General features: G+C 61.6%; 16 protein-coding genes. 13 read left to right on the top strand and 3 right to left on the bottom strand.

Annotated elements, in window-relative coordinates:
* Window positions 1-49 precede the first annotated feature (49 nt).
* The 7 genes from J1G18_RS24715 (at window position 50) to J1G18_RS24685 (ending at window position 5384) form a co-directional block, all read left to right on the top strand.
* On the top strand, window positions 50-640 hold the full coding sequence (locus J1G18_RS24715) for an amino acid synthesis family protein (RefSeq protein ID WP_095136389.1): 591 nt from the start codon (window positions 50-52) through the stop codon (window positions 638-640).
* A 31-nt stretch (window positions 641-671) separates the two neighbouring features.
* Window positions 672-1505 (top strand): alpha/beta fold hydrolase, encoded by an 834-nt coding sequence (locus J1G18_RS24710; protein WP_223008906.1) that lies wholly within the window; start codon window positions 672-674, stop codon window positions 1503-1505.
* Window positions 1502-2983, top strand: coding sequence for an aldehyde dehydrogenase (locus J1G18_RS24705; protein WP_139054814.1), 1482 nt, complete (start codon window positions 1502-1504; stop codon window positions 2981-2983). The genes J1G18_RS24710 and J1G18_RS24705 overlap by 4 nt, the downstream gene beginning before the upstream one ends.
* Window positions 2984-2995: 12 nt before the next feature.
* Window positions 2996-3481 (top strand): flavin reductase family protein, encoded by a 486-nt coding sequence (locus J1G18_RS24700; RefSeq protein ID WP_202368456.1) that lies wholly within the window; start codon window positions 2996-2998, stop codon window positions 3479-3481.
* 137 nt (window positions 3482-3618) lie between these two features.
* Window positions 3619-4008: a carboxymuconolactone decarboxylase family protein gene (locus J1G18_RS24695; RefSeq protein ID WP_027613073.1), complete on the top strand. Its 390-nt coding sequence runs from the start codon at window positions 3619-3621 to the stop codon at window positions 4006-4008.
* Window positions 4009-4066: 58 nt separating this feature from the next.
* Window positions 4067-4819, top strand: coding sequence for a GntR family transcriptional regulator (locus tag J1G18_RS24690; protein ID WP_007968636.1), 753 nt, complete (start codon window positions 4067-4069; stop codon window positions 4817-4819).
* Window position 4820: 1 nt separating this feature from the next.
* On the top strand, window positions 4821-5384 hold the full coding sequence (locus J1G18_RS24685; protein ID WP_098964282.1) for an NUDIX hydrolase: 564 nt from the start codon (window positions 4821-4823) through the stop codon (window positions 5382-5384).
* A gap of 124 nt (window positions 5385-5508) precedes the next feature.
* Here the strand turns inward: J1G18_RS24685 and J1G18_RS24680 are convergent, their stop codons facing one another.
* Complete coding sequence (locus tag J1G18_RS24680; RefSeq protein WP_027613071.1) at window positions 5509-5805, bottom strand: DUF1330 domain-containing protein; 297 nt, start codon at window positions 5803-5805, stop codon at window positions 5509-5511.
* Between the two features lie 68 nt (window positions 5806-5873).
* Between J1G18_RS24680 and ribBA the strand changes: the two genes are divergently transcribed.
* From ribBA to J1G18_RS24655, 5 genes are all read left to right on the top strand, one after another.
* Complete coding sequence (gene ribBA / locus J1G18_RS24675) at window positions 5874-6983, top strand: bifunctional 3,4-dihydroxy-2-butanone-4-phosphate synthase/GTP cyclohydrolase II (protein WP_135295988.1); 1110 nt, start codon at window positions 5874-5876, stop codon at window positions 6981-6983.
* A gap of 375 nt (window positions 6984-7358) precedes the next feature.
* Window positions 7359-8384, top strand: a complete 1026-nt coding sequence (locus J1G18_RS24670) for an ABC transporter substrate-binding protein (protein ID WP_102356547.1) — start codon at window positions 7359-7361, stop codon at window positions 8382-8384.
* Window positions 8381-9295, top strand: a complete 915-nt coding sequence (locus tag J1G18_RS24665) for an ABC transporter permease (protein WP_098964286.1) — start codon at window positions 8381-8383, stop codon at window positions 9293-9295. The genes J1G18_RS24670 and J1G18_RS24665 overlap by 4 nt, the downstream gene beginning before the upstream one ends.
* Before the next feature lie 6 nt (window positions 9296-9301).
* A complete protein-coding gene (locus tag J1G18_RS24660) occupies window positions 9302-10111 on the top strand; it encodes an ABC transporter permease (RefSeq protein ID WP_025111627.1) in 810 nt (269 codons plus the stop codon).
* Window positions 10112-10128: 17 nt separating this feature from the next.
* Entirely contained in the window at window positions 10129-11283 is a 1155-nt protein-coding gene (locus J1G18_RS24655) for an ABC transporter ATP-binding protein (protein WP_223008904.1), read from the top strand.
* 132 nt (window positions 11284-11415) lie between these two features.
* Here J1G18_RS24655 and map read toward each other — a convergent pair whose 3' ends face one another.
* Window positions 11416-12207, bottom strand: coding sequence for a type I methionyl aminopeptidase (gene map, locus J1G18_RS24650; protein WP_223008902.1), 792 nt, complete (start codon window positions 12205-12207; stop codon window positions 11416-11418).
* Complete coding sequence (locus J1G18_RS24645) at window positions 12204-12431, bottom strand: ParD-like family protein (protein WP_025111624.1); 228 nt, start codon at window positions 12429-12431, stop codon at window positions 12204-12206. The genes map and J1G18_RS24645 overlap by 4 nt, the downstream gene beginning before the upstream one ends.
* Window positions 12432-12728: 297 nt before the next feature.
* Between J1G18_RS24645 and J1G18_RS24640 the strand changes: the two genes are divergently transcribed.
* A complete protein-coding gene (locus J1G18_RS24640; protein ID WP_223008900.1) occupies window positions 12729-13664 on the top strand; it encodes a Ppx/GppA family phosphatase in 936 nt (311 codons plus the stop codon).
* The last annotated feature ends 112 nt before the right edge of the window (window positions 13665-13776 follow it).

The raw sequence follows: 13776 nt of genomic DNA, 5'->3' as shown, positions 1-13776 counted from the left end.
GTATACCATCAGACGCACAGACACTCTCAATCCCCCTACGGAGCAGCTCATGAGTTTCGAAATTCGCAAGATCGTCAGCTATGTCGAAGAAACCTTCATCGAAGGCGGCAAGGTCACTGACAAGCCAGTGACCATGGTCGGGCTGGCTGTGGTGATGAAGAACCCGTGGGTCGGCAACGGCTTCGTCGAGGATTTGAAACCGCAGATCCGCGCCAACTGCTCCGACCTCGGCGCCATGATGGTCGAGCGTCTGGTGGGCATCATCGGCGGCGCCGAGAAGATCGAGGCGTACGGCAAAGCGGCAGTGGTCGGCGCCGACGGCGAGATCGAACACGCCTCGGCGGTGATCCACACCCTGCGCTTCGGCAATCACTACCGCGAAGCGGTCAAGGCCAAGAGCTACCTGAGCTTCACCAACAAGCGCGGCGGCCCGGGAACCTCGATCCAGATCCCGATGATGCACAAGGACGACGAAGGGCTGCGTTCGCACTACATCACCCTGGAAATGCAGATCGAAGACGCGCCGCGTGCCGACGAAATCGTCGTGGTGCTCGGTTGCGCCGACGGTGGTCGCCTGCACCCGCGCATCGGCAACCGCTACATCGATCTGGAAGAACTGGCCGCCGAAAAAGCCCAGTAATCACAATAAAAAGGCATTGCAGGAGCGCTCCATGATTCGGCTCACCGCTGAACTCACCCCGGCTGGCACCAGTTACCTGGCGACCGGCCAAGGCCAGCCCGTGGTCTTGATCCACGGCGTGGGCCTGAACAAAGAAATGTGGGGCGGCCAGATCGTTGGCCTGTCTGCCCAATACCGGGTGATCGCCTACGACATGCTCGGCCACGGCGCCAGCCCGCGCCCGGCCAGCGGCACCGGCCTGCTCGGTTATGCCGATCAGTTGCTGGAGCTGCTCGATCACCTGAATCTGCCCCAGGCAGCGGTGATCGGTTTCTCCATGGGCGGACTGGTGGCACGGGCGTTTGCCCTGCACTACCCGGAGCGCCTGCAAAGCCTGGTGGTGCTTAACAGCGTGTTCAACCGCAGTGAAGAACAGCGCGCCGGGGTTATCGCCCGTACCGCGCAGGCCGCTGAGCACGGCCCGGATGCCAACGCCGAAGCGGCGCTGTCGCGCTGGTTCAGCCGTGAATATCAGGCGGCCAACCCGGCGCAGATCGCAGCCATTCGTCAGACCCTGGCCGGCAACGACCCGCAGGGTTACCTGACCACCTACGAATTGTTCGCCACGCAGGACATGTACCGCGCCGACGACCTCGGCAGCATTCAGGCGCCGACGCTGATCGCCACCGGCGAACTCGACCCCGGTTCCACCCCGGAAATGGCCGAGCAACTGGCCCGGCGCATCCCCGGCGCGAAGGTTGCGGTGCTGCCCGAGCAACGGCATATGATGCCGGTAGAGTCGCCGCGCCTGGTCAACCAGACGCTGCTGGAATTCCTCGACTACGCACACTCCCGACAAAACCCTATAAAGGGGATCGTTGCATGACACTCGCACGCTTCCAGATGTGCATCGGCGGAGAATGGGTCGACGCCCTCTCCGGCAAGACCTTCGAAAGCCTCAACCCGGCCAGCGCGCAAGCCTGGGCCGAACTGCCTGACGCCGGTGAAGCTGACGTCGAACGCGCCGTGCAAGCGGCGCAGACGGCTTTCGACAGCCCGGCTTGGCGCGGCCTCACCGCCACCGCACGCGGCAAACTGCTGCGCCGTCTCGGTGACCTGATCGCGGAAAACAAGGAACAACTGGCGCAGCTGGAAAGCCGCGACAACGGCAAACTGATCCGCGAAACCCGTGGCCAGGTCGGCTATCTGCCGGAGTTCTTCCACTACACCGCAGGCCTGGCCGACAAGCTCGAAGGCGGCACCCTGCCGCTGGATAAGCCCGACCTGTTTGCCTACACCGTGCACGAAGCGATGGGTGTGGTTGCCGCGATCATTCCGTGGAACAGCCCGCTGTACCTGACCGCGATCAAACTGGCCCCGGCCCTCGCCGCCGGCAACACCATCGTGATCAAGCCTTCCGAACACGCCTCAGCGACCATCCTTGAGCTGGCACGTCTGGCCCTCGAAGCCGGGATTCCGCCGGGCGTGGTCAACGTTGTCACCGGTTACGGCCCGAGCACCGGCGCCGCCCTCACCCGTCATCCGCTGATCCGCAAGATCGCCTTCACCGGCGGCGCGGCCACGGCCCGGCACGTGGTGCGCAGCAGCGCCGAAAACTTCGCCAAACTGTCGCTGGAACTGGGCGGCAAATCGCCGAACATCATCTTCGCCGACGCCGATCTGGACAGCGCGATCAATGGCGCGATTGCCGGGATCTATGCGGCCTCGGGCCAGAGCTGCGTGTCCGGCTCACGTTTGCTGGTGCAGGACGAAATCTACGACGAGTTCGTCAACCGCCTGGTCGAACGCGCCCAGCGCATCCGCATCGGCAACCCGCAGGAAGACCACAGCGAAATGGGCCCGATGGCTACTGCGCAGCAATTGGCGGTGGTCGAAGGTCTGGTGGCTGACGCCCTTGCTGAAGGCGCGCGGTTGCGCACCGGCGGCAAGCGTCCGACCGATCTCGGTGACGGCTGGTTCTACGAGCCGACGCTGTTCGAGTGCGATCGCAACTCGATGAAGATCATGCAGGAAGAAGTCTTCGGCCCGGTGGCTTCAGTGATTCGCTTCAAAGATGAAGCCGAAGCGCTGGCGATCGCCAACGACTCGCAGTTCGGCCTCGCCGCCGGCATCTGGACCCGCGATCTCGGTCGCGCCCATCGTCTGGCGCGGGATGTGCGTTCGGGGATCATCTGGGTCAACACCTACCGCGCAGTTTCGGCCATGGCGCCGATCGGCGGCTTCAAGAACAGTGGCTATGGACGCGAAAGCGGCATCGATTCGGTGCTGGCCTACACCGAACTGAAAACGGTGTGGATCAATCTCTCTCAGGCCCCGATGCCTGATCCGTTTGTGATGCGCTAGGAGTCCTGCGACATGATCGAACCCGGCATTTACAAAGACGTCATGAGCTCGTTTCCGTCCGGAGTCACGGTGGTCACCACCCTCGACCCGGAGGGCGGCATCGTCGGCATCACCGCCAGCGCCTTCAGCGCGCTGTCGATTGATCCGGCGTTGGTGCTGTTCTGCCCCAACTATGCCTCCGACACCTACCCGGTGCTGCGCGACAGCAAGAAATTCGCAATCCATTTGCTGTCCGCCGACCAGACCGCCGAGGCCTACGCTTTCGCCGGTAAAGGCAAGGACAAGGCTAACGGCATCGAGTGGCATTTGAGCGAACTCGGTAACCCGATCCTCGCCAAGGCCACGGCGATCATTGAGTGCGAGTTGTGGCGTGAATACGACGGTGGTGATCACGCGATCATTGTCGGCGCGGTGAAGAACCTGATCCTGCCCGAGCAACCGGTGACGCCGATGATTTATCACAAGGGCAAGCTCGGGCCGTTGCCAACCCTGGCCTGATTAACACACCCAAATCCCAATGTGGGAGCGGGCTTGCTCGCGAATGCGGTGGATCATTCAACATTGATGTCGACTGACACGACGCCTTCGCGAGCAAGCCCGCTCCCACAAGGAGAACCAGGGTGACAGGAGGAATGATGAGTAACGAAAAGTACGAAAAAGGCCTGAAGATCCGCACCCAGGTGCTGGGCGAAGCCTATGTGCAGCGCTCCATCGACAACGCCGACGACTTCACCCGCCCACTGCAGGAAATGGTCACCGAATACTGCTGGGGCCATGTCTGGGGGCGTGAGGGTTTGTCGCTCAAGGAGCGCAGCATGATCAACCTGGCGATGATCTCGGCGCTCAACCGTCCGCATGAACTCAAGCTGCATGTGCGCGGCGCCTTGCGTAACGGCCTGAGTCGTGAGCAAATACGCGAAATTCTGCTTCAGGTCGGTATTTATTGCGGCGTCCCGGCAGCCGTGGACAGTTTCCGGCTCGCCCGTGAAGCCTTCGCCGAAGCCGACGCCGAGGCCTCCAGTTAACCCCTCGGCTGTTTTGATGCCCGTCTGGCATGGACAGCCACAGTAAAGAGCGGACCCCATGAAACGCCAGCCACTCGACGACAGCTTCAAGGTCAATCGCAACCCCGTTACCCTGCGCGAAATCGTGCTGGATAAACTGCGTAGCGCGATCATGAATTTCCAGCTCATGCCCGGCGATCGACTGGTGGAGCGCGATCTGTGCGATCGCCTCGGTGTCAGCCGCACATCGGTGCGCGAAGCCCTGCGTCACCTGGAGTCCGAAGGTCTGGTCGAGTTCGCCGATGCCAAAGGCCCACGGGTGGCGATCATCACCCTCGCCGATGCGGTCGACATCTATGAGCTGCGCTGCGTGCTCGAAGGCCTGATCGTCCAGCTGTTCACCTTGCGCGCCAAGGCCAAGGACATCAAGGCCCTGGAAAAAGCCCTCGACGAGAACCGCAAGGCACTCAAGGACGGCGAACTGCAACAGGTGATCGACTCGGTGCAGGGCTTCTACGACGTGCTGCTCGAAGGCTCGGGCAACCACGTTGCGGCCACTCAATTGCGCCAGTTGCAGGCGCGCATCAGCTACCTGCGGGCGACCTCGGTGTCTCAGGAAAACCGTCGCGGCGCCAGTAACCACGAGATGGAAAAAATGGTCGAGGCGATCAAGAGCGGCGATCCGCTGGCGGCGCATCAGGCCTGTGTCGATCACGTACGCGCCGCTGCGGCCGTGGCCCTCGATTATCTCAAGCGCAAACAGGAAGAGACCGGCGCCACGCCGAACATCACTCTGCCGATCGCGCTGAAAGAACCGCGCATAGGTCACTGACATGTTCAGCCCGAGCTTTTGCCCGAAATGCGGTGGCCCTGACCTTGGTCAGCAGGTACCGCCGGGCGATACGCACGAGCGCCTGATGTGCCGCGGCTGCGGCTATATCCACTACGTCAATCCGAAGATCATCGCCGGCTGCATCATCGAGCAGGACGGCAAATACCTCTTGTGCCAACGGGCGATCCCACCGCGCCCGGGCACCTGGACGCTGCCGGCCGGCTTCATGGAAAGCGGCGAAACCACCGAGCAGGCGGCGCTGCGTGAAGTCTGGGAAGAAAGCGGCGTGCGCGCGGAAATCGTCTCGCCGTATTCGATTTTCAGCGTGCCGAAGATCAGCGAGGTGTACATCATCTTCCGCGCGATCGCGCTGGAGATCACCGGGCAGTTCGGCCCTGAGACCCTCGACTACAAGTTCTTCGCCCCTGAAGACATTCCGTGGGAGCAGATCTATTACCCGGCGATCCGGCAGATTCTCGAGCGTTACATCGAGGAGCGTCAGGCCGGGGTGTATGGGATCTACATGGGCAATGATGACAGCGGCAAGATCCACTTCATCCGCTGAGGATCACCTTCGCCCCTGTGGGAGCGGGCTTGCTCGCGAAGGCGGTGTGTCAGTCGATAGAAATGTTGAATGATTGACCGCCTTCGCGAGCAAGCCCGCTCCCACAGGGGATATTCGGTGTTGCTTAAAGTGGTGCGATGCCTTCTACGATGACGATCTCCGCCCTCGCCCATTCCTCGCGATAACGTTTCGCCTCCTGATACGCCGCCGAGTGGTAGCACGCCACGGCCTTCTCATAGCTCTCGAATTCGATCACCACGCTACGCTGAGGAGTAGCTCTGCCCTCCAGCGCTTCGCTGCGTCCGCCCCGGGCCAGAAATTTCGCGCCGAACGCGGCGAAGGCCGCCGGTGCGCGCTGGGTGTATTGGCTGTAATGCTCGGCATCGTCGACATCCACGTGGGCAATCCAGTACGCCTTCATAGTGACCTCTTTGTTTATTTTGTATTATGGTATACCAATATATTTCCAACAAACCCTGAGAGTCCAGCATGGCCTTCAACAGCATCGAAGAAATCCTCGAAGATTATCGCCTCGGCAAAATGGTCCTGCTGGTCGATGACGAAGATCGAGAAAACGAGGGCGACCTGCTGCTGGCCGCCGACTGCTGCACACCGGAGGCGATCAGCTTCATGGCGCGTGAGGCGCGCGGGCTGATTTGCCTGACGCTGACCGACGACCACTGCCAGCGCCTGGGCCTTGAGCAAATGGTGCCGAGCAACGGCAGCGTGTTCAGCACCGCGTTCACCGTGTCGATCGAAGCGGCGGTCGGGGTCACCACTGGCATTTCTGCAGCTGACCGCGCCCGCACGGTCGCGGCCGCTGTGGCCAAAGACGCCCGCGCCGAAGACCTGGTGCAACCCGGGCACATCTTCCCGCTGCGCGCCAAGGAAGGCGGCGTGCTGACCCGCGCCGGCCACACCGAGGCCGGCTGCGACCTTGCCCGCCTCGCCGGTTTCACCCCGGCCTCGGTGATCGTCGAGGTGATGAACGATGACGGCACCATGGCCCGCCGCCCGGATCTGGAAGTGTTCGCCCGTAAGCACGGGATCAGGATCGGCACCATCGCCGACTTGATCCACTACCGTCTGAGCACCGAACACACCATTGAACGCATCGGCGAGCGTGAACTGCCGACGGTGCATGGCACGTTCCGCCTGATCACCTTTGAAGACCGCATTGAGGGCGGTGTGCACATGGCGATGGTCATGGGCGATCTGCGCCGCGAAGAGCCGACGTTAGTACGCGTGCATGTGATCGATCCGCTGCGTGATCTGGTCGGCGCCGAGTACAGCGGGCCGAGCAACTGGACGTTGTGGGCGGCGTTGCAACGGGTCGCGGCGGAAGGTCATGGCGTTGTGGTGGTGTTGGCCAATCATGAATCGTCGCAGGCGCTTCTCGAGCGCGTGCCGCAACTGACCCAGCCGCCGAGGCAGTTCAGTCGCTCGCAATCGCGGATTTATTCGGAGGTGGGCACCGGGGCGCAGATTCTGCAGAACCTGGGGGTGGGCAAGCTGCGGCATCTGGGGCCGCCGCTGAAGTATGCGGGGCTGACCGGGTATGACCTGGAGGTGGTCGAGAGCATCCCCTTCACCGAATAACACTGCCCTCACCCCAGCCCTCTCCCGGAGGTAGAGGGAGCCGACCGAGTTGTTCTACCGCTATACATCGACCTGAAACTGCGAGTCGAACTCAAGTTTTAAACAGCATGGAAATCGGCTCCCTTTCCCCTCTCCCTTTGGGAGAGGGCTGGGGTGAGGGGCTGGTTCTAAAGTGCGCCCTATGACTCGTGCCGAGCACAGGCAAAAAACCAGAATCAACAGATAACCGGTAAGGCAAAGTGCTTGCACAAAGTTTGGAATACCATAATATGATATTCCATAGACCGGACGACCTGAAAAACCGTCCGGCTACTGCTCCCGACAGGCGGGCAACAACGCAAGCCCGCTCAAAAACACAACAATGAGGGCGTAAAAATGGTGTTGAACAAAGCTGCAACCGCAATCTTTTTTGCGGGACTGCTGAGCGTGACCGGCCAGGCTGCAATGGCCGCCGAAAGCGTGAACTTCGTCAGTTGGGGCGGTAGCACCCAGGATGCGCAGAAACAGGCCTGGGCCGATCCGTTCAGCAAGGCCAGTGGCATCACCGTGGTGCAGGACGGCCCGACCGACTACGGCAAACTCAAGGCCATGGTCGAGAGCGGCAACGTGCAATGGGACGTGGTCGATGTCGAAGCCGATTTCGCCCTGCGCGCCGCCGCTGAAGGCCTGCTCGAACCCCTCGATTTCAAAGTCATCCAGCGCGACAAGATCGACCCGCGTTTCGTCAGCGATTACGGTGTCGGCTCGTTCTTCTTCTCCTTCGTCCTCGGCTACAACGAGGGCAAGCTCGGCGCGGCCAAGCCGCAAGACTGGACCGCGCTGTTCGACACCAAGACCTACCCCGGCAAACGCGCCCTGTACAAATGGCCAAGCCCCGGCGTGCTCGAACTGGCGCTGCTGGCCGACGGCGTGCCGGCCGACAAGCTCTACCCGCTGGACCTTGATCGCGCCTTCAAAAAACTCGACACCATCAAGAAAGACATCGTCTGGTGGGGCGGCGGCGCGCAGTCGCAGCAACTGCTGGCCTCCGGCGAAGCGAGCATGGGTCAGTTCTGGAACGGCCGCATTCACGCTCTGCAGGAAGACGGCGCGCCGGTGGGTGTGAGCTGGAAACAGAACCTGGTCATGGCCGACATTCTGGTGATTCCAAAGGGTTCGAAAAACAAGGACGCGGCGATGAAGTTTCTGGCCAACGCCAGCAGTGCCAAAGGCCAGGCCGACTTCTCCAACCTGACCGCCTACGCCCCGGTCAACGTCGACAGTGTGGCGCGCCTGGACTCGGTGCTGGCCCCGAACCTGCCGACGGCCTATGCCAAGGATCAGATCACTCTTGATTTCGCGTACTGGGCCAAGAACGGTCAAGCCATCGCGACACGGTGGAACGAATGGCTGGTCAAATGAAAATGGCGGCTGCTGCGCCTCGTCCTGCAACGGTGACCGGGAGCGCCACCGGCGCTGCCGGCTCGACCCCCACCTTCAGACAACGCTGGAAAGGTGCCGGCAACCTGGTTCCGGCACTGCTGTTCCTCGGCCTGTTCTTTCTCGCGCCGTTGATTGGCCTGCTGTTGCGCGGCGTATTGGAACCGACCCCGGGCCTTGGCAACTATGAACAACTGTTCGCCAACTCGGCGTATGCACGGGTGCTACTCAACACCTTTTCGGTGGCCGGACTGGTGACGATTTTCAGCCTGTTGCTGGGTTTTCCGCTGGCCTGGGCGATCACCCTGGTACCGCGCGGCTGGGGCCGCTGGATTCTCAACATCGTGCTGCTGTCGATGTGGACCAGCCTGCTCGCCCGCACCTATTCGTGGCTGGTGTTGCTGCAAGCCTCGGGCGTGATCAACAAGGCGCTGATGGCGCTGGGGATCATCGATCAGCCGCTGGAAATGGTGCACAACCTGACCGGTGTGGTGATCGGCATGAGCTACATCATGATCCCGTTCATCGTCCTGCCGTTGCAGGCGACCATGCAGGCCATCGACCCGATGATCCTGCAGGCCGGTTCGATCTGCGGCGCCAGCCCGTGGACCAACTTCTTCCGGGTGTTCCTGCCGCTGTGCCGGCCGGGTCTGGCATCCGGCGGGTTGATGGTGTTCGTGATGTCGCTCGGTTACTACGTCACCCCGGCGCTGCTCGGCGGGGCGCAGAACATGATGCTGCCGGAGTTCATCATTCAGCAGGTGCAATCGTTCCTCAACTGGGGCCTGGCCAGTGCCGGCGCCGCGTTGCTGATCGCGATCACGCTGGTGCTGTTCTACTTCTACCTGAAGCTTCAGCCGGAATCCCCGGTTGGCGCCAGCAACGCGAGGTAAGCCGAGATGCTCCTGACTCCCAATGCCATGAGCCGCCGGATGCGTTTCGGCTTGTATGCAACCACCGGACTGATCGGTTTGTTCCTGCTGTTGCCGATCGTGTTCATCGTCCTGCTGTCGTTCGGCTCGTCGCAGTGGCTGGTGTTCCCACCGCCGGGCTGGACGCTGAAATGGTACGGCCAGTTCTTCTCCAACGCCGACTGGATGAACGCTGCGGCGGCCAGCCTCAAGGTTGCCGTGCTGACCACGATTTGCGCCGTGGCCCTCGGTCTGCCAACCGCGTTTGCTCTGGTGCGCGGGCGCTTCCCCGGTCGGGAAATGCTCTACGGCCTGTTCACCCTGCCGATGATCGTGCCGCTGGTGATCATCGCGGTGGCGGTGTACGCGCTATTTCTCAAGCTCGGTTACACCGGGACCATGTTTGCCTTCGTGGTCAGCCATGTGATCGTCGCGCTGCCGTTCACCATCATCTCGATCATCAACTCGCTGAAGCTGTTCGATCAGTCGATTGAAGACGCGGCGGTGATCTGCGGCGCCTCACGCCTGCAAGCGGTGTTCAAGGTGACGTTCCCGGCGATCCGTCCGGGCATGGTCGCCGGCGCCCTTTTCGCCTTTCTGGTTTCGTGGGACGAAGTGGTGCTCAGCGTGATGATGGCCAGCCCGACCCTGCAAACCCTTCCCGTAAAAATGTGGACCACTTTGCGCCAGGACCTGACCCCGGTGATCGCCGTCGCTTCGACGCTGCTGATCGGCCTGTCGGTATTGGTCATGGTGATCGCCGCCGCGCTGCGCCGGCGCAACGAAATCAGCGCCTGAGCGCCCAGGAGTACGACATGAGTGCCGTGATCAAAGACGCATCCCAGCAGAACGACAAACCCCTGGTCAGCCTACGCAATCTGAACAAGCACTACGGCGACTTTGCCGCCGTCGACAACATCTCGCTGGACATCAAGGACGGCGAGTTCCTGACCTTCCTCGGTTCCAGCGGCTCGGGCAAAAGCACCACGCTGTCGATGCTCGCCGGGTTCGAAACCCCGAGCAGCGGCGAGATCCTGGTCAACGGTCAGTCGCTGGTCAACGTGCCGCCGCACAAGCGCGACATCGGCATGGTGTTCCAGCGCTATTCGCTGTTCCCGCATCTGTCGGTGCGCGACAACATCGCCTTCCCGCTGGCGATCCGCAAACTCGCCGCCACCGAACGTGACAAGCGTGTCGATGCGATGTTGAAACTGGTGCAGCTCGAACAATTCGCCCATCGCCGCCCTTCGCAACTCTCTGGCGGCCAGCAGCAACGCGTCGCCATCGCCCGGGCGCTGGTCTACGAGCCACGCATTCTGCTGATGGACGAACCGCTCGGTGCGCTGGACAAAAAACTGCGTGAAGACCTGCAGGATGAACTGCGCCAATTGCATCGGCGCCTAGGCATCACCATCGTCTACGTCACCCACGATCAGGAAGAAGCCATGCGCCTGTCGCAGCGCATCGCGATTTTCAGTCACGGCAAGATTGTTGGTTTGGGCAGCGGTTATGACCTGTATCAGAATCCGCCGAATGCGTTTGTCGCGTCGTTCCTCGGCAACTCGAACTTCCTCAAGCTCAAGGCCCAGGGCAACGCGGCGGCGAGTTTCGAGGGGCAGTCGTTGTCGATTCGACTGACTGCCGGCTTGCACACCGAGCAGGATGTGCTGCTGATGGTGCGGCCGGAAAAAGCTGTGGCGCTGAGCGTGCAGCAGGCGAGCGAGGAGCCGCTGGCAGCGGGTTGGAATGAGGTGTCGGCCAAGGTCGTGGAGGTGCTGTTTCTTGGCGAAAGCCAGACGTGCAGCGTGGTGACGTCGGGCGGGACTTCGATGACGGTTAAAGCGCTGTCGGCGGCGGGCATGCCGCTCAAGGCTGGCGATCCGGTGCGAGTGCGCTGGGCCACGGCGGATGCCTGCGTCTACACCGAATGGGCTGAAAGCGACCTCAACAAAGCCGCCGGCGCCCACTGAGGATCTCGGTAACCCCGCAAATCCCCTTGTGGGAGCGGGCTTGCTCGCGAAGGCGGTGTGTCAGTCACTGTTTATGTTGAATGACACACCGCCTTCGCGAGCAAGCCCGCTCCCACAGTTTTTTTGTGGCGCTCAGCTAATCGGTGCAAATCCTTCAATCTGATCCGGCCACGCCGTGAGAATTTCGAAACCGGTTTCGGTCACCGCGACCATATGCTCCCACTGCGCCGACAGCGAGCCATCCTTGGTCAGCACCGTCCAGCCGTCCGGCATGTTCTTCACATGACGCTTGCCGGCATTGAGCATCGGCTCGACGGTGAAGATCATCCCCGCCTTGAGCTTCATGCCCTGATTGGGAAAACCGTAATGCAGGATCTGCGGTTCATCGTGATACACCTTGCCAATGCCATGCCCGCAATACTCGCGCACCACGCTGAAACCTTCGCTCTCCGCCAGGCTCTGGATCGCATGACCGATGTCGCCCAGTGTCGCGCCCGGACGCACCATGCGGATGCCCGCGCACATCGCGTCGTAGGTGGTCTTGATCAGGTGTTGTGCTTCAGGCGTCGCCTCGCCGACCACGTACATGCGGCTGGTGTCGCCGAACCAGCTACCCTTGATTACCGCGATGTCGAGGTTGACGATGTCGCCATCCTTCAGCGGCGTGCCCGAGGGGATGCCGTGGCACACCACATCGTTGACCGAGGCGCAGACGGTTTTCGGGAAACCGTGATAACCGACGTTGGCCGGAATCGCTTTCTGCACGTTGACGATGTAATCGTTGCACAACCGATCCAGCTCATCGGTGGTCACCCCGGCCTTCACATGGGGCACCAGCATCGCCAGCACTTCGGCGGCGAGTTTGCCCGCCGCGCGCGACTTCGCGATTTCCGCAGGGGTGTTGATCTTGATCTGATTTCTCATGCGCTGACGGCTTCCTGAGTCAGTTGATGCAGATCCAGCCCGCCGTTCTGTTCGGCGCGGATCAGCAAGCGGCAAATGGCGCTGTGGTCGAGGTTGGGGTGCAGCTCGGCGAGCATGCCGATGCGCATCCAGTGCTCGGCCTGCGCGTTGATCGAGCGGCTGAGCGCGGTGCTGGAGATGCGCAGGTTCTCGTGCATGTCTTCTGAAATTTTTACGATGCCCATATCCGAATCCGATACGAAGTGTATATGGATCGTATACTAGCCAAGGGACGCCCACGATTGCAAACCTTGCGCACGGCTTGCCAAATCGCGGGCAAAAAAAAGCTGCCCAAAGAGGCAGCAAAAACTTTAAGAACACGCGATGTATTGGGGTCAGGATAGACGCCGGATAATGACAGTGTCATGACAGCCAACAATTCACTGAACCGCCCCTGCCCCGTCATCAGGATGTCATCAAGCGCACCGCAGAATCCTCGCAAACCGTCTTGAGCCTTCGACGGATGATTTGCAGGGATTCCCATGAAAGAAGACGCCTCGCTGTTTGCCGCCATCGACCTGGGCTCGAATGCGTTTCGCCTGATGATCGGCCAGTCGGTTCGCAGTCGAAAAGGCTTCATGATTCAGGAAGTCAAAACCCTGCGTGAACCGGTGCGGCTGGCCGAGGGCTTTGACGGCGGTGCTCTGGATGAAATGGCGCTGGATCGTGGCTGGCAGGCGCTGGCGCGGTTCGGCAAGAAACTGCGCGGCTTCGAGGCCGGCAAGGTGCGGGCAGTGGCGACCAGCGCGGTGCGCGAGGCCGACAATGCGCAGTTGTTTCTGCACAGTGCCGAACGCCATCTCGGGTTTCGCATCGACGTCATTTCCGGCCATGAAGAGGCGCAACTGGTGTATGCCGGCGTCGCCCACTCCCTACCGGGGGCGGAGGACATGCGGCTGGTGGTAGACATTGGCGGTGGTTCCACCGAGCTGATTCTCGGCCAGGGGTCGCAACCGTTGCTCACCGAAAGCATCGCCATTGGCAGCGGCACACTGGGCGCACGCTATTTCCCTGACGGGCGCATCGCGCCCGGTGCGCTGCAGGAAGCCGAGCGCGTGGCGATCCTGCAATTCGAAAAAGTCGCCCGTCGCTATCGCGCGCAGGGCTGGCAGCAAACCATTGGCTCGTCGGGCACGGCGCGGATGCTGGCGAAGGTGCTCAAGGCTAATCGCTTGAATGACTTCGGTCAGGATGGCATCACCTATGGTGGGTTGTTGCGCCTGTCGCTATTGCTGCTGAAAGTGAAAAACGTTCAGCAATTGAAGCTGGCAGGTTTGCAGCCGCATCGCCAGAGCATCCTCCCGGGAGGGCTGGTGCTGATGCTGGCGGCGTTCAAGGTATTCGGCATTTCGCAGATGGCGCCGTCGGAACCGGGGCTGCGCCTGGGTGTGTTGCACGGCTTGATGAGCCGTCACTGACACCCTGCACACTCCCGTGTGGGAGCGGGCTTGCTCGCGAAGGCGGAGTGTCAGTCGAAAATTATTTAGCTGACACTCCGCTTTCGCGAGCAAGCCCGCTCCCACAGAGACG

This window comes from Pseudomonas sp. MIS38 (assembly GCF_019891575.1).
In the GTDB taxonomy this organism is placed as follows: domain Bacteria; phylum Pseudomonadota; class Gammaproteobacteria; order Pseudomonadales; family Pseudomonadaceae; genus Aquipseudomonas; species Aquipseudomonas putida_A.
The sequence above is the reverse complement of the archived record's forward strand: the minus strand, read 5'-3'. Positions and strand labels throughout refer to the sequence as shown.

What these genes read in the sequence shown, in the direction of transcription:
- J1G18_RS24715 (WP_095136389.1), top strand. Translation starts at nt 50, where the DNA reads ATGAGTTTCGAAATTCGCAAGATCGTCAGCTATGTCGAAGAAACCTTC.
- J1G18_RS24700 (WP_202368456.1), top strand. Translation starts at nt 2,996, where the DNA reads ATGATCGAACCCGGCATTTACAAAGACGTCATGAGCTCGTTTCCGTCC.
- J1G18_RS24640 (WP_223008900.1), top strand. Translation starts at nt 12,729, where the DNA reads ATGAAAGAAGACGCCTCGCTGTTTGCCGCCATCGACCTGGGCTCGAAT.
- J1G18_RS24705 (WP_139054814.1), top strand. Translation starts at nt 1,502, where the DNA reads ATGACACTCGCACGCTTCCAGATGTGCATCGGCGGAGAATGGGTCGAC.
- J1G18_RS24670 (WP_102356547.1), top strand. Translation starts at nt 7,359, where the DNA reads ATGGTGTTGAACAAAGCTGCAACCGCAATCTTTTTTGCGGGACTGCTG.
- J1G18_RS24665 (WP_098964286.1), top strand. Translation starts at nt 8,381, where the DNA reads ATGAAAATGGCGGCTGCTGCGCCTCGTCCTGCAACGGTGACCGGGAGC.
- J1G18_RS24685 (WP_098964282.1), top strand. Translation starts at nt 4,821, where the DNA reads ATGTTCAGCCCGAGCTTTTGCCCGAAATGCGGTGGCCCTGACCTTGGT.
- ribBA (WP_135295988.1), top strand. Translation starts at nt 5,874, where the DNA reads ATGGCCTTCAACAGCATCGAAGAAATCCTCGAAGATTATCGCCTCGGC.
- J1G18_RS24690 (WP_007968636.1), top strand. Translation starts at nt 4,067, where the DNA reads ATGAAACGCCAGCCACTCGACGACAGCTTCAAGGTCAATCGCAACCCC.
- J1G18_RS24695 (WP_027613073.1), top strand. Translation starts at nt 3,619, where the DNA reads ATGAGTAACGAAAAGTACGAAAAAGGCCTGAAGATCCGCACCCAGGTG.
- J1G18_RS24655 (WP_223008904.1), top strand. Translation starts at nt 10,129, where the DNA reads ATGAGTGCCGTGATCAAAGACGCATCCCAGCAGAACGACAAACCCCTG.
- J1G18_RS24710 (WP_223008906.1), top strand. Translation starts at nt 672, where the DNA reads ATGATTCGGCTCACCGCTGAACTCACCCCGGCTGGCACCAGTTACCTG.
- J1G18_RS24660 (WP_025111627.1), top strand. Translation starts at nt 9,302, where the DNA reads ATGCTCCTGACTCCCAATGCCATGAGCCGCCGGATGCGTTTCGGCTTG.
- J1G18_RS24645 (WP_025111624.1), bottom strand. Translation starts at nt 12,431, where the DNA reads ATGGGCATCGTAAAAATTTCAGAAGACATGCACGAGAACCTGCGCATC.
- J1G18_RS24680 (WP_027613071.1), bottom strand. Translation starts at nt 5,805, where the DNA reads ATGAAGGCGTACTGGATTGCCCACGTGGATGTCGACGATGCCGAGCAT.
- map (WP_223008902.1), bottom strand. Translation starts at nt 12,207, where the DNA reads ATGAGAAATCAGATCAAGATCAACACCCCTGCGGAAATCGCGAAGTCG.